Origin of the sequence: Nonomuraea sp. NPDC005650 (assembly GCF_040605375.1) — a bacterium.
Classification (GTDB): Bacteria; Actinomycetota; Actinomycetes; order Streptosporangiales; family Streptosporangiaceae; genus Nonomuraea.
This window is the reverse complement of sequence record NZ_JBEXCR010000009.1, coordinates 171,095-192,312: the sequence shown is the minus strand read 5'-3', so window position 1 is coordinate 192,312 and position 21,218 is coordinate 171,095. Positions and strand designations below refer to the sequence as shown.

Annotated in this window: 20 protein-coding genes; 12 read left to right on the top strand and 8 right to left on the bottom strand. The window is 70.7% G+C overall.

Features of this window, described 5'->3' with window-relative positions; genetic code table 11:
* The first annotated feature begins 2 nt into the window (after positions 1-2).
* The 3 genes from ABZS69_RS17720 to ABZS69_RS17710 are packed head-to-tail and all read left to right on the top strand — an operon-like array spanning position 3 to position 3,250.
* Entirely contained in the window at positions 3-1,370 is a 1,368-nt protein-coding gene (locus ABZS69_RS17720; protein WP_355373002.1) for an APC family permease, read from the top strand.
* Positions 1,367-2,371, top strand: a complete 1,005-nt coding sequence (locus tag ABZS69_RS17715; protein WP_355372999.1) for an acetamidase/formamidase family protein — start codon at positions 1,367-1,369, stop codon at positions 2,369-2,371. Before ABZS69_RS17720 ends, ABZS69_RS17715 begins: the two co-directional genes overlap by 4 nt.
* Before the next feature lie 57 nt (positions 2,372-2,428).
* Positions 2,429-3,250, top strand: coding sequence for a trypsin-like serine protease (locus tag ABZS69_RS17710; protein ID WP_355372996.1), 822 nt, complete (start codon positions 2,429-2,431; stop codon positions 3,248-3,250).
* Here ABZS69_RS17710 and ABZS69_RS17705 read toward each other — a convergent pair.
* The 3 genes from ABZS69_RS17705 to ABZS69_RS17695 are packed head-to-tail and all read right to left on the bottom strand — an operon-like array spanning position 3,234 to position 5,385.
* Positions 3,234-4,121: a Gfo/Idh/MocA family oxidoreductase gene (locus tag ABZS69_RS17705; protein WP_355372993.1), complete on the bottom strand. Its 888-nt coding sequence runs from the start codon at positions 4,119-4,121 to the stop codon at positions 3,234-3,236. The genes ABZS69_RS17710 and ABZS69_RS17705 overlap by 17 nt on opposite strands.
* Entirely contained in the window at positions 4,118-5,029 is a 912-nt protein-coding gene (locus tag ABZS69_RS17700) for an NAD-dependent epimerase/dehydratase family protein (protein WP_355372991.1), read from the bottom strand. The genes ABZS69_RS17705 and ABZS69_RS17700 overlap by 4 nt, the downstream gene beginning before the upstream one ends.
* 2 nt (positions 5,030-5,031) lie before the next feature.
* Positions 5,032-5,385, bottom strand: coding sequence for a YrdB family protein (locus ABZS69_RS17695; protein ID WP_355372988.1), 354 nt, complete (start codon positions 5,383-5,385; stop codon positions 5,032-5,034).
* A 114-nt stretch (positions 5,386-5,499) separates the two neighbouring features.
* Here ABZS69_RS17695 and ABZS69_RS17690 point away from each other — a divergent pair, with 114 nt between their 5' ends.
* The 3 genes from ABZS69_RS17690 to ABZS69_RS17680 are packed head-to-tail and all read left to right on the top strand — an operon-like array spanning position 5,500 to position 7,424.
* The gene (locus ABZS69_RS17690; RefSeq protein ID WP_355372985.1) at positions 5,500-6,192 is read left to right on the top strand and encodes a TetR/AcrR family transcriptional regulator; all 693 of its coding nucleotides are present in this window, start codon (positions 5,500-5,502) and stop codon (positions 6,190-6,192) included.
* Positions 6,193-6,216: 24 nt separating this feature from the next.
* Positions 6,217-6,546, top strand: a complete 330-nt coding sequence (locus ABZS69_RS17685; RefSeq protein WP_355372983.1) for a helix-turn-helix transcriptional regulator — start codon at positions 6,217-6,219, stop codon at positions 6,544-6,546.
* Positions 6,543-7,424 carry a hypothetical protein gene (locus ABZS69_RS17680; protein ID WP_355372981.1) on the top strand — a complete coding sequence of 294 codons (882 nt, stop codon included), beginning with the start codon at positions 6,543-6,545 and terminating at the stop codon, positions 7,422-7,424. Before ABZS69_RS17685 ends, ABZS69_RS17680 begins: the two co-directional genes overlap by 4 nt.
* A 21-nt stretch (positions 7,425-7,445) precedes the next feature.
* Here ABZS69_RS17680 and ABZS69_RS17675 read toward each other — a convergent pair whose 3' ends face one another.
* The gene (locus tag ABZS69_RS17675) at positions 7,446-8,726 is read right to left on the bottom strand and encodes an MFS transporter (RefSeq protein WP_355372978.1); all 1,281 of its coding nucleotides are present in this window, start codon (positions 8,724-8,726) and stop codon (positions 7,446-7,448) included.
* A 37-nt stretch (positions 8,727-8,763) separates the two neighbouring features.
* A complete protein-coding gene (locus ABZS69_RS17670) occupies positions 8,764-10,170 on the bottom strand; it encodes a M20 family metallopeptidase (RefSeq protein ID WP_355372975.1) in 1,407 nt (468 codons plus the stop codon).
* Between the two features lie 138 nt (positions 10,171-10,308).
* Between ABZS69_RS17670 and ABZS69_RS17665 the strand changes: the two genes are divergently transcribed.
* Positions 10,309-11,217 carry a LysR family transcriptional regulator gene (locus ABZS69_RS17665; protein ID WP_355372973.1) on the top strand — a complete coding sequence of 303 codons (909 nt, stop codon included), beginning with the start codon at positions 10,309-10,311 and terminating at the stop codon, positions 11,215-11,217.
* A gap of 83 nt (positions 11,218-11,300) precedes the next feature.
* Here the strand turns inward: ABZS69_RS17665 and leuA are convergent, their stop codons facing one another.
* Both leuA and ddaH read right to left on the bottom strand, forming a co-directional pair.
* Entirely contained in the window at positions 11,301-13,007 is a 1,707-nt protein-coding gene (leuA, locus tag ABZS69_RS17660; protein WP_355372971.1) for a 2-isopropylmalate synthase, read from the bottom strand.
* 191 nt (positions 13,008-13,198) lie between these two features.
* Positions 13,199-13,945 carry a dimethylargininase gene (gene ddaH / locus ABZS69_RS17655; RefSeq protein WP_355372968.1) on the bottom strand — a complete coding sequence of 249 codons (747 nt, stop codon included), beginning with the start codon at positions 13,943-13,945 and terminating at the stop codon, positions 13,199-13,201.
* A gap of 278 nt (positions 13,946-14,223) precedes the next feature.
* Here ddaH and ABZS69_RS17650 point away from each other — a divergent pair, with 278 nt between their 5' ends.
* A complete protein-coding gene (locus ABZS69_RS17650) occupies positions 14,224-14,469 on the top strand; it encodes a DUF2630 family protein (protein ID WP_355372966.1) in 246 nt (81 codons plus the stop codon).
* 42 nt (positions 14,470-14,511) lie between these two features.
* On the top strand, positions 14,512-15,486 hold the full coding sequence (locus ABZS69_RS17645) for a GNAT family N-acetyltransferase (protein ID WP_355372963.1): 975 nt from the start codon (positions 14,512-14,514) through the stop codon (positions 15,484-15,486).
* Positions 15,487-15,526: 40 nt separating this feature from the next.
* On the opposite strand, the gene ABZS69_RS17640 is transcribed toward ABZS69_RS17645, so the two are convergent.
* Positions 15,527-16,840 carry a transposase gene (locus ABZS69_RS17640; RefSeq protein WP_355372961.1) on the bottom strand — a complete coding sequence of 438 codons (1,314 nt, stop codon included), beginning with the start codon at positions 16,838-16,840 and terminating at the stop codon, positions 15,527-15,529.
* A 23-nt stretch (positions 16,841-16,863) separates the two neighbouring features.
* On the opposite strand from ABZS69_RS17640, the gene tnpA reads away from it, so the two are divergent.
* The 3 genes from tnpA (at position 16,864) to ABZS69_RS17625 (ending at position 21,209) form a co-directional block, all read left to right on the top strand.
* Positions 16,864-17,292 carry an IS200/IS605 family transposase gene (gene tnpA / locus ABZS69_RS17635; protein WP_355372958.1) on the top strand — a complete coding sequence of 143 codons (429 nt, stop codon included), beginning with the start codon at positions 16,864-16,866 and terminating at the stop codon, positions 17,290-17,292.
* 155 nt (positions 17,293-17,447) lie between these two features.
* The gene (locus ABZS69_RS17630) at positions 17,448-19,694 is read left to right on the top strand and encodes a glycoside hydrolase family 6 protein (RefSeq protein ID WP_355372955.1); all 2,247 of its coding nucleotides are present in this window, start codon (positions 17,448-17,450) and stop codon (positions 19,692-19,694) included.
* A gap of 201 nt (positions 19,695-19,895) precedes the next feature.
* Complete coding sequence (locus tag ABZS69_RS17625) at positions 19,896-21,209, top strand: MFS transporter (protein WP_355372952.1); 1,314 nt, start codon at positions 19,896-19,898, stop codon at positions 21,207-21,209.
* Positions 21,210-21,218: the final 9 nt, after the last annotated feature.

Genomic DNA, 21,218 nt, shown 5'->3' with positions numbered 1-21,218 from the left:
GCATGAGCACAGTCGAGCAGTTCGGCTACCGCCAGGAACTCCAGCGTTCCCTGGGCTTCGCCGACCTGATGATCTATGGCTTGATCTTCATGGTGCCGATCGCGCCGTTCGGCATCTTCGGCCACGTCTTCGCCGTCTCCCACGGGATGGTGGCGCTCGCGTACGTCGTCGGCCTGGTGGCGATGGCGTTCACGGCGCTGTCGTACGCGCAGATGGCCCGCGCCTTCCCCATGGCCGGCTCGGTCTACACGTACGCGGGCCGGGGCGTCGCCGCGCCCGTCGGGTTCATCGCCGGATGGGCGATCCTGCTCGACTACGTGCTCGTGCCCTCGCTGCTCTATCTCGTGGCCGGCGCGGCCATGAACCAGTTCGTGCCCGTGGTGCCCGTCTGGCTGTGGCTGGTGGCGTTCGTCGTCCTCAACACGGTCGTGAACTACCTCGGCATCCAGATGACCGCCAGGATCACCCGGATCATGCTGGTGGCCGAGCTCGCGGTCCTGGCGATCTTCCTGGTGGCCGGCGGCGTCGCGCTGGCCCAGGGCAAGGCGCAGACCGGCGCGTTCACCCCGATCTTCGAGTCGGCCGGATTCAGCTGGAGCGTGGTCCTGGCCGCCACGTCGGTGGCCGTGCTGTCGTTCCTCGGCTTCGACGGCATCTCCACGCTGGCCGAGGAGAACCGCGAGGACGCCCGGCGGCTCGGCCGTTCCATGGTGGCCGCGCTGGGGCTGGCCGCGGTGCTGTTCGTGGCGCAGACCTGGGTCGCCGCGCTGCTCACCCCCGGCCGCGACGCGCTGATCGCGAACGACGACGCGGCGGGCACCGCGTTCTACACCACCGCGGAGTTCGCCGGCGGGCACTGGCTGTCGGTGCTGACCGCCGTGGCCACCGCCGTCGCGTGGGGGTTCGCGAACTCGCTGGTCGCGCAGGCGGCCACCTCGCGCCTGCTGTTCGCGATGGGCCGCGACCGCCAGCTCCCCTCGTTCCTCGCCAAGGTGGACCCCAAGCGCAAGGTGCCGGTCAACGCGACCCTGGTGGTGGCCGCGCTCTCGCTGGTCCTCGGCGTCTACATGAGCACGCGGACGACCGGCATCGGCGAGCTGACCTCGCTGGTCAATTTCGGCGCCATGACCGCGTTCCTGCTGCTGCACGTCTCCGTCGTCGTCCATTACGTCATCAGGCGGCGCAGCCGCAACTGGCTCGCGCACCTGGTCGCGCCGGTGATCGGCGTCGTCGTCCTGATGGCCGTCGTCCTCAACCAGAGCGTCTACGCCCAGTGGGTCGGCGGCATCTGGCTTGCCGCCGGCCTGGTCGTCCTCGGCGTCGCGTACGCCCGCGGCCGCCGCCCCGTACTCCCATCGGAGGTCAAGTGAACGTCATCTCCTACCGTCCCGCCCTTGAGGACCTGAGCTACACCTTCGGGGGACGCCCGGCCGTCGGCAAGGTTCGGCCGGGCACGATCCTGGAGCTCTACACCGAGGACTGCTTCGGCGGCCGCGTCCGGACCGTGGACGACCTGCCGTCGCGGGTGTGCGAGTTCCCCTACCTGAACCCGGTGACGGGCCCCTTCCACGTCGAGGGCGCCGAGCCCGGCGACACGCTGGCCCTGCACTTCGTCAGGATCACCCCGGCCAGGGACTGGGCGGTGTCCACGACGTTCCCCCACTTCGGCGCGCTGACCAGCACGCACACCACGGCCACGCTGCAACCGCCGCTGGAGGAGCGGGTCTGGCGGTACGACATCGACCTCGACAAGGGCGTGGCCGTCTACCACGCCCGCAACAGCGACTTCAGCGTGGCACTGCCGCTCGACCCGATGCACGGCACGGTCGGCGTGGCCCCCGCCGCCAACGAGGCGCGCATGACGATCACCCCGGACGCGCACGGCGGCAACATGGACACCCCGGAGCTGCGCGCGGGCGTCACCGTCTACCTGGGGGTCAACGTCGAGGGCGGGATGTTCTCGATCGGCGACGGCCACGGGCTGCAGGGGCACGGTGAGGTCTGCGGCACCGCCGTGGAGTCGGCCATGAACACCGTGGTCGCGGTCGAGCTGATCAAGGGCGTGGCGACGCCGTGGCCGCGGCTGGAGGACGATCTGCACCTGATGTCCACGGGTTCGGCCAGGCCGCTGGAGGACGCGTACCGGATCAGCCAGCACGACCTGGTCACCTGGACGTCGGAGCTGACCGGGCTGGACACGCTGGACGCCTACCAGCTCGTCAGCCAGGCCGGGCAGGCGCCGGTCGGGAACGTGTGCGACACCAACTACACGATGGTCGCGAAGCTGCCCAAGGCGTACCTGGGCGGGCCCGCCTCGTACGAATCGGCGCACGCCCGGCTGCGCGCGCTGGGCTCTCGGTACACAAGTTGAGGTAAAGATTGATGTCGCAGGTCAGAGCACTGATCATCGTCACCTTAAGGTGGGAGTGTGCTCAGGTTGGTGCTGTCTCTGGTCCTGCTCGACCCAACCACCGTCGCCGAGGTGTCGCAACGTAACGTCCCCGTTCCCCGGATCCTGACGCCCGACGGCGATCGCCTGGGCTACGCGCCCGTCCCGCGCCCCTACACGGGGGCGCGGCGGCTCACCGGGGTCCTGCTCGGGCGCGACCCCGTGACGCAGACGAACGTGCTGTGCGGGGGCACGGTCATCGGCTCGCGCAGCCGCAGCCTGGTGCTGACCGCGGCACACTGCCTGCACCAGCACGGCCGCGCGCTCCAGCAGGTGACTTTCCTGCCCGACTACGACCTGGGGCAACCGCGCCTCGGGGTCTGGCCGGCCGCGCGCATGTGGGTGCCCGCCAAGTGGCGCAGCGAGCCGTACTCGCCGAGTCTGCTGCCGTACGACGTCGGCCTGGTCGGGGTGGCGCCCCGCGAGCGCCCGCTGGAGGCCGTGACCGGCCGGGGCCTGCGGCCGATGCACACCACCAGGGGCACGAAGCTGCGCGGGCTCGAACTGCTCGGCTACCCGGCGGGCAAGGGCTATCCGGGCACCAAGATGTACCGGTGCGTGGGCGACGCGACCGAGGCCGCCTCCGAGGGGCCCGGGCTGATGATCACGCGTAACTGCCACGCCGCCGCCGGCGGGAGCGGCGGGCCCGTGCTGTACGGCGACGCGCTGGCCGGCGTCGTGTCGTCGTCCAGCCCGATGAGCGACGCGCAGGGCTACACCGTGCTGACCAGGCTGGGCGGGCCCGTCTTCGAGCGGATGTTCGCCAAGGCCGACAGGGAGATGCTCAAGCGAGCCGGCTGACGATCTCCTCGCAGAGCGCGTGGGTGGCCAGGGCGTCGTCGGCGGCGATCCGGCGGCCGTCGCGCACGGCGGCGAGGAAGTCGAGGCAGATCTGCTCGATGCCGCGCTGCCTGGCCACCGGCACCCAGTCGGGGCGGCGGGCGAGCGTCTCGCCGCCCCGGTAGTCGACGACGTCGCCGAGGTTGGCCACGCGGCGCTTGGCGCCGTCGCCCATGGCCTCGCACGTCTCCTCGCCGGCCCCGCTCGCCCGGTTCATGACGCCGATGGCGGTGAAGCCGTCGCCGGTCAACTCCAGGACGACGTGCTCCAGGAGGCCGTCCTTGACGCGGGTCCGGCTCCTGGTGCCGGTCACCGGGCCAGGGGCGAGGAACCTGAGGGTGTCCACCACGTGGATGAAGTCGTCGAAGATCACCCGGCGCGGGTCGTCGGGGTGGTTCTCGCGGTTCTTCTCCATGAGGACGAGATGGCGGGGGTGGGCGGCGAGCCCGGCGTATCCGGGGGCGTACCGGCGGTTGAAGCCGACCATCAGCGACCTCCCCTCGGTCTCCGCGAGCCGTACGAGCCGCTCCGAGTCCCGGAGCGTGTAGGCGATGGGCTTGTCGACGTAGACGTGGATCCCGGCCTTGAGCAGGGGCTCCACGATCTGCGGGTGCGCTTCGGTGGCCGCGTGCACGAACGCCGCGTCGGCCCCCTCCTTGATCACCTCATCCACGCTCGTGGACCGCCCGGCGATCCGGTAGGTGTCGCCGAGCCGGTCCAGGCGAGCCTGGTTGCGCGTGCAGAGGTGCAGGTCGAGGGCAGGCTGGGCGGCGAGCACGGGAAGGTAGGCCTTCTCCGCGATGTCACCCAGGCCGATCACGGCTATCTTCACGCGTCGAGCGTAGCCTTGAGCGCCGCCTCGATCGGGGTCGGCGCGACACCGAAGGTGGTCTGGAAGGCCGAGGAGTCGAGCACGAACGGCGCCGTGAACTGGTATCTGACGTGGCCGAGCTCCCCGATCATGGGAGAGAACAGGCCGGCCGCCTTGACCAGCGGCCACGGGAGCTGCGCGAACTTGGGCGCCGGCCGCCCGAGCAGCGCGGCCATCCGCTCCCCCATCTGGCGGAAGCTCAGCGGGTCGCCGGTGGGCACGTGCCACGGCCGGCCCCAGGCCCGCTCGTCGCCGCCGGCCACGATCAACGCCTCCGCGACGTCGGGCAGGTAGGTCCAGCTGTGCGGCACGTCCGGGGGGTAGACGAGCTGGATGGCCTTGCCGGCCCTGAGCGGCGCGAGGAACCGGTCGCCCAGGTAGGACTGGTCGGTGGCGCCGGGGCCGAAGTAGTCGGAGCCGCGCACCTCGGTCGTCCTGATCCGGCCCGCCTCGTGCGCGGCCAGCGCGTCCTGCCACATCTTCGCCCGCACCTGGAACTTGGGGTCGGTGGAGGCGAGCGGCAGGTCCTCGGTCATGGGGCCGGTGACGGGCCCGTACGGGTAGAGGTTGCCGAGCATCACGTACACGGCGCCGCTCGCCTCGGCGGCGGCCAGGAACGACTCGGCCATCGGCGGCCAGTCGGTGAGCCAGCGGTGGTATCGCGGGTTGACGCAGTTGTAGAGGACGTCGGCGCCCTTGGTGACCTCGATCAGCCGGGCCTGGTCCGAGACGTCGGCGGCCACCCTGACCGCCCCTTCGGGGCCGCTGCCCGAGCGGGTCACGACGGTGACCTCGTGGCCCTGCGCGAGGAGCTTGTTCGCCACATGCGTGCCGACCTGGCCGGAGCCTACGACGACGTGCTTGCCCATGATCAGACCTGCTTCCAGACGATGCGGAGTACCGCATTGATGACGAAAAGGACGAAGAAAATGTATGCGGAGGTCGCCAGACCGGCGGCGTAGAGGGCCGCGGCGCCGCCGCCGAACCAGAGGATCTCCAGCGCGGCGCGGGCCAGGCCGGTGAGGGGGAACACGGCGTTGGCGCCCCCGCCCGCGCCGAACAGCGCCCATGCGGTGATGAACAGCGCCACGCCGCCCACCCCGGCCAGCCCCCTGATCCACCAGGCGGCGCTCAGGGTGAAGCCCCAGTAACCCACGGAGGCCAGCACGCCGAGCTCCAGGAAGAACATCAGAGCGGCGTTGGCGCCTTTGACTATGCCGAGCATCGCGGTCCTCCGTGAACTGCCATTCGCTTACGAGAGCAATGCTCTCTCAAGAGAGCAGGGATCGTCAAGAGCAGTGCTCTCGTTTTTTGGCACCGCTCTGATAACCTGCTGTTCATGACAGCCAGCCGCACCGCCAGAGAACGCGTCAGGGCCGAACTCACCAGGGAGATCACCGACATCGCGCGCCGCCAGCTCGCCACCGAGGGTGCCGGCGGCCTGTCGTTGCGGGCCGTCGCCCGGGAGATGGGCATGGTCTCCTCGGCCATCTACCGCTATTTCCCGAGCCGCGACGACCTGCTGACCGCATTGATCATCGACGGCTACAACGCCCTCGGCGAGGCCGTGGAGCGCGCCGACGCCGAGTGCCCGCAGGACGACTTCCCGCGCCGGTGGATGACGGCCTGCCACGCCGTACGCGACTGGGCGCTGGCGCACCCGCACGAGTACGCGCTGCTCTACGGCTCCCCCGTGCCCGGCTACCAGGCGCCGCAGGACACGGTCGCGGCCCGGATCCGCGACGTCACCGTGCTGGGCCGGATCGTCTCCGACGCCTGGGCCGCGGGCGCGATCCGGCCCGCCGCCGGCGAGCCCCCGGGCGAGCTGGCGGTGGAGGCGGTGAACATCCGCGGGCTCATGCCCGGCGTGCCCGACGACGTGCTCTGGCGCGGCCTCTCCGCGTGGACCGCGCTGTACGGGTGGGTCAACTTCGAGCTGTTCGGCCAGTTCAACAACACGATCGAGAACAGGCGCGCGGCGTTCGAGCACTCGATGCGGCTGGCGGGTTCGACCTTCGGGCTTGCTCAGTAAGACTTACTAAGTTTTACTGAATACATGGCACGGAGGACAAAGGAGCTCGGCCGCTTCACGGACGTGGCGCTGCTGGTGCTCATCAGCCTGGCCGAGGGGCAGAAACACGGCTATCGCATGATCAACGACATCGAGGAGTTCTCGGGGACCTCGCTGGAGCCCGGCACCCTCTACGGGGCGCTGATGCGGCTGGAGGAGCGCGGCTGGATCGAGCCGGTCGAGTCGGACGAGCGGCGCAAGCCGTACCGGATCACCGAGAGCGGGCGCTCGGCGCTCGGCGAGCAGCTCGCCACCCTGCGCCGCATCGAGCAGGCAGGCGCCAGGCGCACGGGAGCGGTTTGGGGGCTCGCATGATGCGCGCGGTGGCCCTGGCGGTGCTCAGCCTCTACCCGAAGGCGTGGCGGGAGCGTTACGGCGAGGAGGTCGCCGATCTGGTCGCCGCACGGCCGGTACGCGTGCGCACCGTGCTCGACCTGGCCTCGGGCGCGGCCGACGCGTGGCTGCACCACCGGCGCATCCCCGGGGCGGGGGCCTTGACGGCGCCGCTCGCCGCGGTCCTGGCCTGCATGGGGGCGGCGCTGCTGCTCCTGTGGAACCCGGGCCTGCGCGGCGCGGCCAACGCGGCCGGCCTGCACGGCGTGTGGGCCGAGGCCGGGCCGATCGCCAGGGACCTGCAAGGCATGGCGCAGACGCTCTTTGCCATGGCGGGCGTCATAGCCGTGCTCTCGGTGACTCCGCTGCTGCACACCTGTCTCGCCGCGATGCGCCACTCCGTGCACGGACCGCTCACGCGGATGACCGCGCGACAGGTCATCGTGACGGCCTGGGTGCTCGTGATCCCCGTCGGGCTGGTCGGTCTGACCTTCGTGAGCCTCACCTTCCTGCACGCCGGCTATCCTGTCGGGCCGTTGGGCGAAGCGATGGCGGGGGGCTTCCACGTGCCACTGATCATGGCACTGGTGCTGCCGCTGCCCATGACGGCGGCGGGCGCACCGTCACTGGGCTCCAGCGTGCGCGGCACCGGCCAGATCCTCGCATCGGCGGGCATCTGCAACGCACTCGCCTGGGGCGCCGTCGCGGGCCTGCTGGTGCTGGGCCAGGAGAAGGCGTCATGGTCGTTCGTGGTGATGGTGACGGCGAGCGCGCTGGTGAGCGTGTGGATGTCCGCACTGGTGGCGAGGAGCACGATCAGGCGTGGCAGGACAGTGATGGGCCTGCTCAGCCCCGCGTGAACAGTGGCGCCGGTGACTGCCTCAGCGCAGGCCGCGGGTCCGGTTCCCGCGGACCAGCGCGGCCACGCTCAGGAACGAGACGGCCAGCAGGTAGTACGCCGGCGACACCTGCGAGCCCGTTCCCGAGACGAGCGCAGCGGCAATGGCCGGGGTGAACCCGCCGAAGATCGCGACCGCCGTGTTGTAGCTGAACGACAGGCCGGTCGCGCGGGCGTGCACCGGGAACGCGTCGGCCATCACCGACGGCAGCGCGCCGAAGTAGGCGGCCTTCAGCAGGCCGAGCACCGTCATGCAGAGCGTCAGGGTCAGGAACGACGGCGCCGCGGTGAGCCAGAGGAACAGCGGGACGGCGCTCCCGCCGATCAGCACCGCCGCCGGGATCATGATCTTCAGCCGGCCGTACCGGTCGGCCAGCAGGCCCACGACCGGAGTCGCGACGGTCAGGGTGACCCCGGTGATGAGCAGCGCGACGAACGACAACGAGTCGTTCAGGCCCAGCTCCTCGATCCCGAAGGTCGGCATGTACTGCAGGATGAAGTTGAGCGCGGTCGAGATGACCAGCGCGCCGCCGGCGATCAGCAGGCCGCCCCAGTGGTCGCGGAACACCGACCGGATCGGCGAGGCCGGCTTCTCCTCCGTCCTGATCGCCGGCGACTCCGCGACGTACCTGCGGATGTAGAGGCCGACCGGCAGGACCAGCAGGCCGAACACGAACGGCACCCGCCAGCCCCAGGCCGCCATCTGCTCCTTCGACAGCATCGCGGTCAGACCCGCGGCGAACCCGGAGGCCATCAGGGTCGCGAGCCCCTGGCTGGCGAACTGGAAGCTGCCGAGGAAGCCCTTGCGGCTCTCGTCCTGCTCGACCAGGTACGAGGTGGCGGCCCCGAACTCGCCGCCCGCCGCGAACCCCTGGATCAGCCGCGCGATCACGATCCCCAGCGGCGCGAGGAGCCCGAGGGTCGCGTAGCCGGGCATGATCGCGATCAGCAACGTGCCGAGGACCATCAGCCAGATCGTCAGCACCAGCGCCTTCTTGCGCCCGTGCCGGTCGGCGTACGCGCCGATGAGCAGCCCTCCGAGCGGACGGATCAGGTACGTCACGCCGAACACCGCGTACGCCTGCACCAACTGGACGCCCGGGGCGCCATCGGGAAAGAACACCTTCCCGATGTAGGCCGCCATCAGCGCGTACACGGCGAGGTCGAACCACTCGAGCGCGTTGCCGATGGTCGCGGCCGCGATCGCGCGTCTGGCGGATCCACGCGTCGCGGGCTGGGTCGAATCGGTCGGGGCGACGGCCATCGGGGGGGTCCTTCCGGAGGGGGCGTGGCTGACGTCGTCAGGCCGGGCGGCGAGCGGGGAGCGGGCGGTCGGCCGAAGGGTTGCCGAGAGCGTGGAACAGCGTGGCGGCCAGCACGACGCCCTCACGCGCGATCGCGCCGAGCAGGTGCTCGTCGGGCGCGTGCTGGAGGCAGCCCGGGTACGAGTGCGGCAGCCACAGGGTCGGCAGGCCGAGGACGTCGGTGAAGACGAAGTTGGGCAGGGAGCCGCCGATGTTCGGCAGCAGGGCGACGGGCCCGCCGGTCGCCTGCTCCAGCGTCCCCTTGGCCCACCGCACCCACGGGTCGTCGAGCGCCGTGCGGCTGGCGGGGAAGTGGCGCAGGACGCGGACGCCGACCATCGGATAGCCGCGGGCGGCGAGATGCTCGGCGACGGCCTTCTCCGCGCCGCTCACGTCGGTCCCGGCCACGTACCGCAGCTGCAGGATCGCGCGGGCCCGGCCGGGGATCGCGTTGACGGGGTTGTCGACGTCGCCCGACCCCAGCGACAGGACCTCCAGCGTGTTCCAGCCGTACAGCCGCTCGGCGGCGGTCAGGCCGGTGTCGCCCCAGCCCTCGTCGGGGACCGGGTCGCCGGGGCTGTTCGCGACGGCGACGCCGGCCAGCGCCGCGCGGACCGCGTCCGGGAGCTCCGGCGGCAGCAGGGCGGGCACCTGGACCCGCCCGTGCCCGTCGACGCAGCTCGCGATCGCGCCGGCCAGGGTGGTGGCGGGGTTGCGCAGGACGCCGCCCCAGTTGCCGGAGTGATAGGTGTTGGGGCGCAGGTCGACGTCGAGCTCGATGTCGACGCCGCCGCGCGACCCGAGGAACAGCGTCGGCGTCGCCGCGTCCAGGCGCGGCCCGTCCGAGGCGATCAGCACGTCCGCCCGCAGCATCGCGCGGTTGGCGGCGGCGAACTCGGCCAGCCCCGGCGAGCCGACCTCCTCGCCGGACTCGAACAGGAAGACCAGGTTGAACCCGAGCCTCCCCTGGCCGGCGAGCAGCAGGCGCAGCGCCGCGAGGTTGACCAGGTGCTGCCCCTTGTTGTCGGCCGACCCCCGGCCGTACCAGCGGTCGCCGTCGGCGGTCAGCGTCCACGGGTCACGGCCGCCGCTCCACCGGCCGGCGTGCCCGTCCACCACGTCGGCGTGGCCGTAGCAGAGCAGCGTCGGCAGCGAGGGGGACTCTACCCGGGTGCCGACGAGGAACGGACCCCCGCTGGCGTCGGGGTTGGGGTACTCGGTCACGGAGCACCCGAGATCGACCAGCGCGGGGGTCAGAACCTCATCGAGGTATGCCTTGACGGCAACACGGCTCTCGGGTCTGGCACTCTCGGTGGGATAGGAGACCATCGCGGCCAGGTCGGTGAAGAAGGCGCCGGAATCGACGTACTCTTCCGCCTGTTCGACGAGGTTCGCTGGGATCACGAGAGGTTCCTCCGGGGAGTCTGGGCACCGCGCTGGTCAGCAGCGTAGGGCCGTTCGTGAGCCGGGACCATTGCCGTTTGCCGCACCCGGCGTTCTACTATTGGCAAACCTGCGTTCAGGCAAGACCCGGAGGTCCCGATGCAACTCCTGCCAGTGGGCCTCTCGTACTTCCTGGAGGTCGCGCGGACCGGGTCGGTCACCGAGGCGGCCCGCACGCTGACCGTCGCGCCTTCGGCGATCAGCAGGCAGATCACCAAGCTGGAGTCCGGGTGCGGGGTGCCGTTGTTCGTCCGGCATCCGCGCGGGATGGCGCTGACCGAGGCCGGGTCCCGGCTGCTCGCCCACGTCCGCCGCAGCGAGGCCGAGGCGTCCGCCCTGGTGGAGGAGTTGCGGACCGGGGGCGGGGCCGATGCCCGCAACGTCACGGTGGCCTGTTCCGAGGGGTTCGCCCGCCGGATCGTCCCGCGGGCGATGGCGGCCTTCCGGCGCGACCACCCCGACGTGACCTTCCAGCTCGACGTCGTCCCCCGGCAGGAGGCCACCCGCCGGGTGGCCGAGGGCATCGCCGACGTCGCCGTCACCTATGCGATGGGGCCGCAGCACGACGTACGGGTGGAGTGCGCCGTCGTGATCCCGGTGGTCGCGATCGTCCCGCTCGGGCACGAGCTGGCCGGGCGGGACCGGGTCGGGCTGGCGGAGCTGTGCGAGCATCCCCTGGCCCTCGCCTCCACCGGGACCAGCCAGCGCGAGCTCTTCGACATCGGCGCGCAGATCGAGGGGCTGACGGTCCGCCCGGTGCTGGTCTGCGACTGGCTCGGCCCGCTGCACGAGTTCGTCCGCTGCGGGGGCGGCATCGCGCTCGTGGGGGATCTCGGCGACCTGCGCCAGGACGCGCCGGCCGAAGGGGTCACCTACGTGCGGCTGGACCACCCGGTGTTCCGCCAGCGGGAGGCCCAGGTGCAGACCGCGCTGGGCCGGCGGTCGCCCTGGTCGGTGACGGAGTTCACGGCGCTGCTGGTGTCGCTGCTGAGCCCCCGGGAACGGTGACGGAGTTCACGGCGCTGCTGAGCCCGCGGGAACGGCGACGGCCGACCGCCTCTGGGGCGACCGGCCGTACCGGGAGAACGGGGTCAGCGCGAAGCGCGGTTGACCGCGGAGATGATGGCCTTGAGCGAGGCCGTCGTGGTGTTGGCGTCGACGCCGACGCCCCACAGCACCCGGCCGTCGACCTCGCACTCCAGGTAGGAGGCGGCCTTGGCGTCGGAGCCCGCGCTCATCGCGTGCTCCACGTAGTCGAGCACGCGCACGTGGATGCCGACCCCCGCGAGGGCGTCGGTGAAGGCCGAGATCGGGCCGTTGCCCGCGCCCGCGATCTCGCGGATCTCCCCGTCGACCCGGACGTCGGCGCCGATGCGGTCCTTGTCGTCCACCGTGGACTCGTGGCGGTGGGCCATGAGGCTGAGGCGGCCCCAGCGGTTGGCCGGGTTGGGCAGGTATTCGTCGCGGAAGATCTCGTACATCTCGGCGGGCGTGATCTCGCCGCCCCCGCTGTCGGTGCGGGCCTGCACCACCTTCGAGAACTCGATCTGCAGCCGCCGCGGCAGGTCGAGCTGGTGGTCGGCCTTCATGATGTACGCGACGCCGCCCTTGCCCGACTGGCTGTTGACCCGGATGACGGCCTCGTAGGTGCGGCCGATGTCCTTCGGGTCGATCGGGAGGTACGGCACCGCCCAGGTGAACTCGTCGACCGGCACGCCCGCCGCGGCCGCGTCGCGCTCCAGGTGCTCGAAGCCCTTCTTGATGGCGTCCTGGTGGGAGCCGGAGAAGGCGGTGTAGACCAGCTCGCCGCCCCACGGGTGGCGCGGGTGCACGGGCAGCTGGTTGCAGTATTCGGTGATCCGGCGGATCTCGTCGATGTCACCGAAGTCGATCTCGGGGTCGATGCCCTGGGAGAACAGGTTCATGCCCAGCGTGACCAGGCAGACGTTGCCGGTGCGCTCGCCGTTGCCGAACAGGCAGCCCTCGATGCGGTCGGCGCCCGCCATGTAGCCCAGCTCGGCGGCGGCCACGGCGCTGCCGCGGTCGTTGTGCGGGTGGAGCGACAGGATGATCGAGTCGCGGTGCTTGAGGTTGCGGTGCATCCACTCGATCGAGTCGGCGTAGACGTTGGGGGTGGCCATCTCGACCGTGGCCGGCAGGTTGATGATGACCTTGCGGTCGGGGGTGGGCTGCCACACGTCGTTGACCGCGTCGCACACCTCGACGGCGTATTCGAGCTCCGTGCCGGTGAACGACTCGGGAGAGTACTGGAAGCGGACGTCGACGTCGGTGGCCTCGGCGAGCTTCCTGACCAGCTTGGCGCCCTCGACGGCGATGGCGGTGACGCCGTCCTTGTCCAGGCCGAACACCACGCGGCGCTGGAGGGTGGAGGTCGAGTTGTAGAGGTGGACGATGGCCTGCTTGGCGCCCTCGATGGACTCGAAGGTCCGCTCGATCAGCTCCGGCCTGGCCTGGGTCAGGACCTGGATGACCACGTCGTCGGGGATGCGGTCCTCTTCGATGATCTGGCGGATGAAGTCGAAGTCGGTCTGCGAGGCGGCCGGGAAGCCCACCTCGATCTCCTTGTAGCCCATGCGTACCAGCAGCTCGAACATCTGGAGCTTGCGGTGGGAGTCCATCGGGTCGATCAGGGCCTGGTTGCCGTCCCGCAGGTCCACCGCGCACCAGCGGGGCGCCTTGGTGATGACCTGGTCGGGCCAGGTGCGATCGGTCAGGCGGATGGGTTCGAACGCCTGATAGCGATGGATCGGCATGGAACTGGGCTGCTGAGCGGTCATGTCTGCTGACTCCTCGTCGGTCGGAAGAAGACGGCCGACGCGCACGACTGGCTCCGCGGCGAGGGAGCCGGCCTCAGAGGCCCCCGCCGCGGCAGCTAAGAAGCAGCCCGCGCAGCATGTCATGCACGCTACCAGACGTCTCGCGATGCGCTGTCCCGGATCTCAGATCCTGAGAAGGCGGCGGGTCTCCGTCAGTCCGGGACCAGGACGCTGAGGCAGGTCACGCAGCCTTCCAGCCGCTCGAACTCCGAAATATCTACCTTCGTCACGCTAAATCCCCGTTTTTCGAGCATTGTGGCGGTCTGGGGTGCCGAGGCGGCCATCAGCACGCGGTCCCCGCCCAGGGGCACCACGTGCGCCCCCGACTCCTCCGGCGGCACGAGCAGCCCCGGCAGGTCCACGTGGCGCGGGTCGCCGATGAGCGTCCCGTCGGGCAGGGCGGTCACCGCCGACTTCAGGTGCAACACGCCGGTCAGGCCCACGGGCACGACCTCGCGCTCCGGCAGCAGGCCCGCGAGCTGCACGATCCCCTCGTCGTTGGAGCGGGCCGACCTCCCGACGTACACGGTGGGCCCGACCTGCAGCACGTCGCCCCCGTCGAGCGTGCCGGGCGGCACGATCCTGACCGCCTTGAGCCCCAGCTCCCGCACGGCCCCGGCCACGGACTCCACCTCGGGCCGCCGTTCCGGCGCCCCCGGCCTGGTCAGTACGGCGAGCCGCCCCGACACCACCACCGCGTCCTCCACGAACGGCGCGTCGGGCAGCTCGTCGGCGTCCGGCACGTACGTGACCCGCCACCCGGCGGCCGCCAGCGCACCCGCGTAGGCGTCGTGCTGGTGACGCGCCCGTTCCGGGTCCACCGGCTCGCGCTGGATGTGAGTGACGATGCCCTCGGCGATCCGGGGGCCGGGTTTCCTGACGAGCGCAAGGCCGGGCATGGCCGTTTTCTATCACGTACCACCACAAAACGGGCAACCGGACCACCCACCACCAGCCCCTCCCCACCGCCGACCCCCGCCACCGGACCCTCGTCACCGGCCCTCGCCACCACCGACCCCCTGCCACCGGATCCCCGCCACAGGACCTCTCGCCGCCGCCGGCCCTCCCCGCCCCGCAGAAGGGGGCGCGCCCTCCCCCGAAGGACCTCAGCCGAAGTGCGGCGGGGAACGTGCCCCGAGGCGGGAGACCCATCGGTGGCAATGACTAGAGTTCAGCCATGCGGGACGACGAAATTCTCACCAGAATCAGTGCCCTGGTCGACGAGGAGCACGAGCTGCGCAACCGGCTGTCCACGGGCGAGGTGACCACGGACGAGGAGCACGAGCGCATCAAGCAGCTGGAGACGGCGCTCGACCAGTGCTGGGACCTGCTCAGGCAGCGCCGGGCCAGGCGGAGCGCGGGCGAGGACCCCGACAACGCCGCCGCCCGCCCGGCCGACGAGGTCGAGAACTACCGGCAATAAATTCGCTCGCCCCGGCCGTCGTCCGTGCGATTTGCTGGGCACATGTGGATCCAGCCCATCGATCTCGACCGGCCGGGCGACCTGGTCACGGGCCTGCATGAGGCGTACACGGCGGCCTACCCCGACGACCCGGGCCCGCTGATTTCGTTCGCAGACTTCCGCCATGGCATCGCCAGGCACTCGCCGGGCGACCGGGCCGAGCTGTGGGCCGTCGTCGAGGGCGGCGCGGTCGTCGGCGGCTACGCCCTGTCGCTCTCCCAGCTCGACAACACGCACATGGGCTGGATCTTCCCCCTCGTCGTGCGTCCCGAGCGGCGCGGCCAGGGGCTCGGCTCGGCGCTGTTCGAGCACGCGCTGGAGAGGTTGCGCCACCACGGCAGGAGCCTGCTCCTCACGGAGACGCCGACCACCGGCGTGGGCGCCCGTTTCGCGCAGGCCCATGGCATGAGCGTCGCCATCCAGGTGGCCCGCCGCACGCTGGACCTGCGCAAGGCCGACTGGGACGCGCTGGAACGCATGCTCCCCCAGGTCGAGGGCTATCACCTCGAACGCTGGACCGGCCCGGCGGCCCCCGAGCTGATCCCCGACCTCGCGGCCCTGATGAACGGCATGAACGACGCCCCGCGCGACGCCGGCGTCGAGGACGCCGACTTCAGCCTCGACCGCATCCGCGACCGCGAGGACGGCATCGCCCCGCGCGGCCTGACCGCGTACTCGATGATCGCCCGCCGCGACTCCGACGGGGCGCCGGCCGGATACACGCGCGTCTACGCCGAGGCCGACCGCTCCACCGGCTGGGGCCACCAGGCGGACACGACGGTGCTGACCGAGCACCGGGGCCACCGCCTGGGCCTGCTGCTCAAGCTCGCCAACCTGCTCTGGCTCCGCGAGCGCGAGCCCCACCTGGAGCGGATCATCACCTGGAACGCCATGTCCAACGCCCACATGCTGGCCATCAACGAGGCCATGGGTTTCGAGCTCCTCGACGAATGGAACGAGTGGCGGCTGGAGCTTTGACGTGCTCCTCCACATTAAATGTGGAGGGTTCCTGTGCTGCTTACGCAGCAGCTCGCAGCGCGGGTGCGGGCGAGACTGTGGGACAGGATGCTTGACGCTTCACAGGCCCCGGTATCCCGGAGTCTCCACGTCCTGTGACCGCCCGTCCGGCGGCAGAGTTGTACCGATGAAGCTGGTTTCGGGCGGCGTTGGTATCGGCGTTGCCGGTCCATCCGCACGCCAGGTTCTTGCACGCGAACCGCGACTGCGTTTCGCGTGATCCCGCAGTGGTGGTGTGGCAGCGGTGACACTCTTGGCTGGTGCCGTGCGGGCGGACCGTGGCGACCAGACCGCCACGCTCAGCGCTCTTGTAGGTCAGCAACTCCACCGTCCGGCCCCACGCCTGGCCCGCGATCGAGCGATTCAGGCCCCGCTTTTGGGCAACGTTGACTCCTGGCTCCTGCACGGTCCCAGACGCCGAGGCCATCATGTTGGTGATTTTCAGGTCTTCGACCACGATCGCGCTGAATCGCCGCGCGAGGTCGGTCGTGCTCTGATGCTGCCAGTCGACGGCTCGGCGCTTGGCTGTCGCGCGGAGCCGGGCGATCTGGTCGTAGGTGCGGCGTTCCCGGTTGGAGACCGGGTCGCCTTTCTTGCGGGTGGCACGCTTACGGGCGCTTTTGCGCTCCAGGCGCAATAGCCGCTCGTTCTCTCCCTTGGTGAGCCACGGGCCGTGCCGAAGGTGCTCCCCGGTGGACAGGGCCAGGGGGACCGTGATGCCCCGGTCGATGCCGACCTTCGGACCGGAGTGCGGGACGGGGGCGGATATGAGCAGCTCGGTACGGAAGACGATGGTCCACCCGTGGGCTTCTTTCACCAGGCGAGCCCCGGTGACCCTGCCGGATGGCCCGCCATTGGTGACGCCCGGCAGGTCTTTCGTCCACCGGAACTTCACCCGCCCGACCTTGGGCAGATTCACCGCACCCCACCTGCGGTTGATCCGGCTGATCTGCAGGTCGCGGGCCTGGGGGACGTTCACGGCCATCCGGGACCGCAACCGGCCCTTGAACGTCGGACGCTTGGCCGGGTGGCCGGGGTTGAAGAAGTTCGCCCACGCCTGCCGGTAGGTCTTCAGCACGGCTTGCGCGGCCTGAGCGGGCAGTTGCCCCATCCAGTCGATCTCGTGACGTGCTCGCCGGATCGCCGCGTCGCACTCCTTCGGTGAGGCGAACCGGCTCTGGCGGAAGGTCGTGAACTCATGGAGCACGTTCCACAAGGCGCGCGCGGTGTGGGCTTGACCGTCCACAACGGCCACCTGGGCCGGGCTGAGGTCGAGTCGCGCCACGTGCGCACGAGCCCGTTTCGCCTTCTCCACGCACTGATCATATCGTTTGGTTCATGTCACCGCGATGGAATCCGGAACCAGAGGTGAGAAGGGGACGTCATGTCGTCTGCAGCCTCCACGCTCATTTGGTTTTCGTCACAAAGTACCGGCGCGGGGCCTTGACCGACGAGATGCTGGTCCGCTGCGAGGAAGTAATGCGCGGGGTATGCGCCGACTTCGAGGTCGAGCTGCGCGAGTTCAACGGCGAGCACGACCACGTCCACCTGCTGGTCCACTACCCGCCCAAGGTCGCCCTGTCCAAACTCGTCAACTCGCTGAAGGGGGTCTCGGCTCGGATGCTTCGTAAGGAATACAGCACACACGTCCGCACATACCTCTGGGGCGGACATTTCTGGTCTGGGTCCTACTTCGCCGGGTCGGTCGGAGGGGCGCCGCTCACCGTGCTCGACCAGTACATCGAGCAGCAGAAGCGACCCATGTGAGGGAAGCTGCCGACAAAATCCGAAAGGTCAGGGCATGCTCGCGCCCTAGCAGGCACTCCCACGTGGGCCTTCATCCCCGGCGTGAACGTGAACGCCGGAGCACTGGCCCACATTCTGGTAGGCCGTTCGGGGGCGGCGGGCTAACCTGACCGTTTATGACCTTGGAGGCGTTGAGGGACGGGGATCCGCGACAGGTGGGGCCGTACGCGCTCCTGGGTCGGCTCGGCGAGGGCGGCATGGGCGTCGTCTACCTGGGCCGGGCCCCGGACGGCACCCGGGTGGCGGTCAAGCTCATCCACGCCAGGATGGACGGGCACGCCGACTTCAGGCGCCGGTTCGCCCGCGAGGTGGCCGCCGCCAAGCGGGTCGCCCGCTTCTGCACCGCTCCCGTCCTGGACGCCGACGTCGAGGGGGACGTGGCGTACCTGGTCACCGAGTACGTCGAGGGGCCCAGTCTGGGGGACGCCGTCCGCGAGTCGGGGCCGCTGAAGGGCTCGGCGCTGGACGGCCTGGCCGCCTCGATGGCCATGGCCCTGCGCGCCATCCATGGGGCGGGGGTCGTGCACCGCGATCTCAAGCCGTCGAACGTGCTGCTCTCCCAGGTGGGGCCCAAGGTCATCGACTTCGGCATCGCGCAGCTCATGGACGCGGAGATGAGCAGCGCGATCATGGGGACGCCGTCGTACATGTCGCCCGAGCAGGTGTCGGGCGCGACCATCGGCCCCGCCTCGGACATCTTCGCGTGGGGCTGCACGGTCGCGTACGCCGCGAGCGGCCGGGCGCCGTTCGGCTCCGGCTCGGTGCCCACGATCCTCCTGCGCATCCTCAACGACGCCCCGGAGCTGCGCGGCCTGCCGGGGCCGCTGCACGAGCTGGTGCTCGCCTCGCTGTCGAAGAACCCGCGCGACCGCCCCACGGCCCAGGACCTCATGGACCGCCTCAGCACGGCGGACCCGGGCGGCACCCCGCTGCCCGCTCTCGGCACAGGCGGGACTCCCGTCACGGGCGCCCCCATGACCCCACCGAGCGACCCGGCCACAACCGGCCACCCAGCCCACGGCACGACCGGCCACCCAGCGACCGCCCACCCAGCGACCGCCCACCCCGTGACCGGCCACCCGGCGCGCGCCGACGCGACAACGGCGCCGACTGACGGACCGCGACCCCCGGACCTGGCGACGGCACCGCCCGATGTCCCGTCGGCACCCGGCTCCAGGGCGGCGGGCAACCGGCGGAGGGTGCTCGCCGCAGCGGCGGCCGTCGCCGTGGCCGTGGGAGGCGCGTCCGTGGCCGTCGCCTGGCGCAACCTGGCCACCCCGTCGAGCGCCCGGACCCCTGCCCCGACGACCACCACCACCCGAGCCGCCCGCCCGGACACGCAGGCCAAACCCCAGAACCCGCTGAGAGCCCCAGGCAAGATCACGTTCTACTCCCCGCCGGAACCGGCCGCCGGCCGCCAGGCCGACGAGTGGGAGAAGGACCGCCCCCAGGACGCCGCGCTCCTGCGCAGGCTCGCCGCCGTCCCCCACGCCATCCGCCTCAACGAGCCCGAGGTCAGGTCGAAGGTCGACACCACCCTCACCGCGGCCCGGCAGGCGGGCGGCGTCCCGGTGTTCCTGATCAACTACCTGCCGGGCAGCGAGTGCCGCCCGACCACCGCCGCGGAGCTGGCCGCGTACCAGGACTGGATCAAGGGCATCGCGAGCACGATAGGCCAGGCCGAGGCGGCGGTGATCCTCGAACCGGGCGCGCTGGTCAAGATCCCCGGCGTCAAGGACTGCGACCCGCAGGGCTCGGTGGACCAGCGCTACAAGGACCTCCGCCAGGCCGTCCAGACGCTCAAGGCGAACCCGAACACGGCCGTCTACCTCGACGGCAGCCAGGACCTGTACCCGGGCACCGCGATCATGGCCGAGCGGCTGATCAAGGCTGGCGTCGACCGGGCGGACGGCTTCTTCCTCAACACGGCGTCCTACCAGCGCACGGAGAAGAGCGTCGAGTACGGCAGGGCGCTGTCGGCCTGCATCAGCGTCCAGCGGGCCACGGGCGCCAGGGACTGCCCCTCGGACGCGAAGGTCGACCCTGCGACGATGCCGCACTTCGTCGTCGACACCGCCAGGAACGGCCAGGGCTCGTGGGCCCCGACGAAGAAGTACCCCGACCCGCAGACGTGGTGCAACCCGCCGGGCCGGGGCGCCGGTGACCGGCCCACGACCGAAACGGGTGAGGAGCTGGCGGACGCCTACCTGTGGATCGCGCGGGCGGGCTCGTCCAGCGGCCGGTGCAGGCGCGGCGAGGGCGGGGAGAAGGACCCGGAGCGCGGCGTGGTGTCCCCGGAGGCCGGCGAGTGGTGGGCGGATCTGGCGCTCGAGCGGGCCAGGAACGCCAACCCGCCGTTGTGAGGGGGCCGGGAACGCCGAACCGGCCGTTGTGAGCGGGCCAGGAATGCCGAACCCGCCAGTGTGACGGGCCGGGGCGAGCCCGAGGTTGCGCCCATGTTAAGCGGACGTTAGATCTCGGCCACCTGCCCTTGTCCGAACATCCTTCTGCGGAGAGGCTCTGACCTGCATCTACTCCCCCCAGGCTCCACACAGGAGGTCTCCGTGAGCAAGGCACGCGTGCCCTGGAAGGCAGTGATCGGCGGCTCCGTCGGCAATCTGGTCGAGTGGTACGACTGGTTCGTCTACTCCAGTTTCGCCGTCTATTTCGCCGCGTCCTTCTTCCCGGAGGGCGACGACACGGCCAAGCTGCTCAACACGGCGGCCATCTTCGCCGTCGGTTTCTTCATGCGCCCGCTCGGCGGCTGGCTGCTCGGCCGCTACGCCGACAGGAAGGGCCGCAAGGCGGCGCTCACGCTCACCGTCACCCTCATGTCGGCCAGCGCCCTGCTGATCGCCATCGCCCCGACGTACGAGACGGTCGGCTACTTCGGCGCCGTGGTGCTGGTGGTGGCGCGCCTCCTGCAGGGCCTGTCGGTCGGCGGCGAGTACGCGGCCAGCGCCACGTACCTCACCGAGGCCACCCCGCGCGGCCGCCGCGGCTTCGCCTCCAGCTTCCAGTACGTCTCCATGACCGCCGGCCAGCTCGTCGGCCTCGGCCTGCAGATCATCCTGCAGAACACGATGTCCAAGGAGGCCCTCGACTCCTACGGCTGGCGCATCCCGTTCGTGATCGGCGCGCTGGGCGCCGCGGTCGTGTTCTACCTGCGCCGCAACCTCCTGGAGACGGAGGCGTACGACGAGGAGGAGCGCGACGTCAAGCAGGAGAGCCGCGGCACGATCAAGCAGCTGCTCAACCACAAGCGGGAAGCGCTGCTGGTCATCGCCCTGACCATGGGCGGCACGGTCGCGTACTACACCTACACCACCTACCTCACCAAATACCTCTCCAACACCGCCGGCCTGCCCAAGGAGACGGCCACGCTGGTGAGCTTCTGCGCGCTGTTCATCTTCATGTGCCTGCAGCCGCTGGCCGGCGGGCTGTCGGACCGGATCGGCCGGCGGCCGCTGCTGATCACGTTCGGGATCGGGTCGATGCTGGGCACGGTGCCGCTGATGACGGCGCTCGGCGGGGTCACGGGGTTCGGCGGCGGGCTCGTGCTCTCGCTGGCCGGCCTGATCATCGTCACCGGCTACACCTCGATCAACGCGGTGGTGAAGGCCGAGCTGTTCCCGACGAACATCCGCGCGCTCGGCGTCGCCCTCCCCTACGCCATCGCGAACGCCCTGTTCGGCGGCACCGCCGAGTACGTGGCGCTGTGGTTCAAGAACAACAAGATCGAGTCGGGCTTCTTCTGGTACGTCTCCGCCTGCGCCGCCGTGTCGCTCGTGGTCTACCTCACCATGCGCGAGACCAGGGACGCCGCCCTCTCGCGCGCCGAGCAGGCGTCGGAGGATGTGGTCGCGGCCCGCGTCTAACCTTGGGCC

Bases quoted from the DNA above. Each gene is read 5' to 3' on its own strand.
- ABZS69_RS17720 (WP_355373002.1), top strand. From the start codon at position 3: ATGAGCACAGTCGAGCAGTTCGGCTACCGCCAGGAACTCCAGCGTTCC.
- ABZS69_RS17700 (WP_355372991.1), bottom strand. From the start codon at position 5,029: ATGGGCAAGCACGTCGTCGTAGGCTCCGGCCAGGTCGGCACGCATGTG.
- ABZS69_RS17695 (WP_355372988.1), bottom strand. From the start codon at position 5,385: ATGCTCGGCATAGTCAAAGGCGCCAACGCCGCTCTGATGTTCTTCCTG.
- ABZS69_RS17690 (WP_355372985.1), top strand. From the start codon at position 5,500: ATGACAGCCAGCCGCACCGCCAGAGAACGCGTCAGGGCCGAACTCACC.
- ABZS69_RS17685 (WP_355372983.1), top strand. From the start codon at position 6,217: ATGGCACGGAGGACAAAGGAGCTCGGCCGCTTCACGGACGTGGCGCTG.
- ABZS69_RS17680 (WP_355372981.1), top strand. From the start codon at position 6,543: ATGATGCGCGCGGTGGCCCTGGCGGTGCTCAGCCTCTACCCGAAGGCG.
- ABZS69_RS17675 (WP_355372978.1), bottom strand. From the start codon at position 8,726: ATGGCCGTCGCCCCGACCGATTCGACCCAGCCCGCGACGCGTGGATCC.
- ABZS69_RS17665 (WP_355372973.1), top strand. From the start codon at position 10,309: ATGCAACTCCTGCCAGTGGGCCTCTCGTACTTCCTGGAGGTCGCGCGG.
- leuA (WP_355372971.1), bottom strand. From the start codon at position 13,007: ATGACCGCTCAGCAGCCCAGTTCCATGCCGATCCATCGCTATCAGGCG.
- ddaH (WP_355372968.1), bottom strand. From the start codon at position 13,945: ATGCCCGGCCTTGCGCTCGTCAGGAAACCCGGCCCCCGGATCGCCGAG.
- ABZS69_RS17650 (WP_355372966.1), top strand. From the start codon at position 14,224: ATGCGGGACGACGAAATTCTCACCAGAATCAGTGCCCTGGTCGACGAG.
- ABZS69_RS17645 (WP_355372963.1), top strand. From the start codon at position 14,512: ATGTGGATCCAGCCCATCGATCTCGACCGGCCGGGCGACCTGGTCACG.
- tnpA (WP_355372958.1), top strand. From the start codon at position 16,864: ATGTCACCGCGATGGAATCCGGAACCAGAGGTGAGAAGGGGACGTCAT.
- ABZS69_RS17630 (WP_355372955.1), top strand. From the start codon at position 17,448: ATGACCTTGGAGGCGTTGAGGGACGGGGATCCGCGACAGGTGGGGCCG.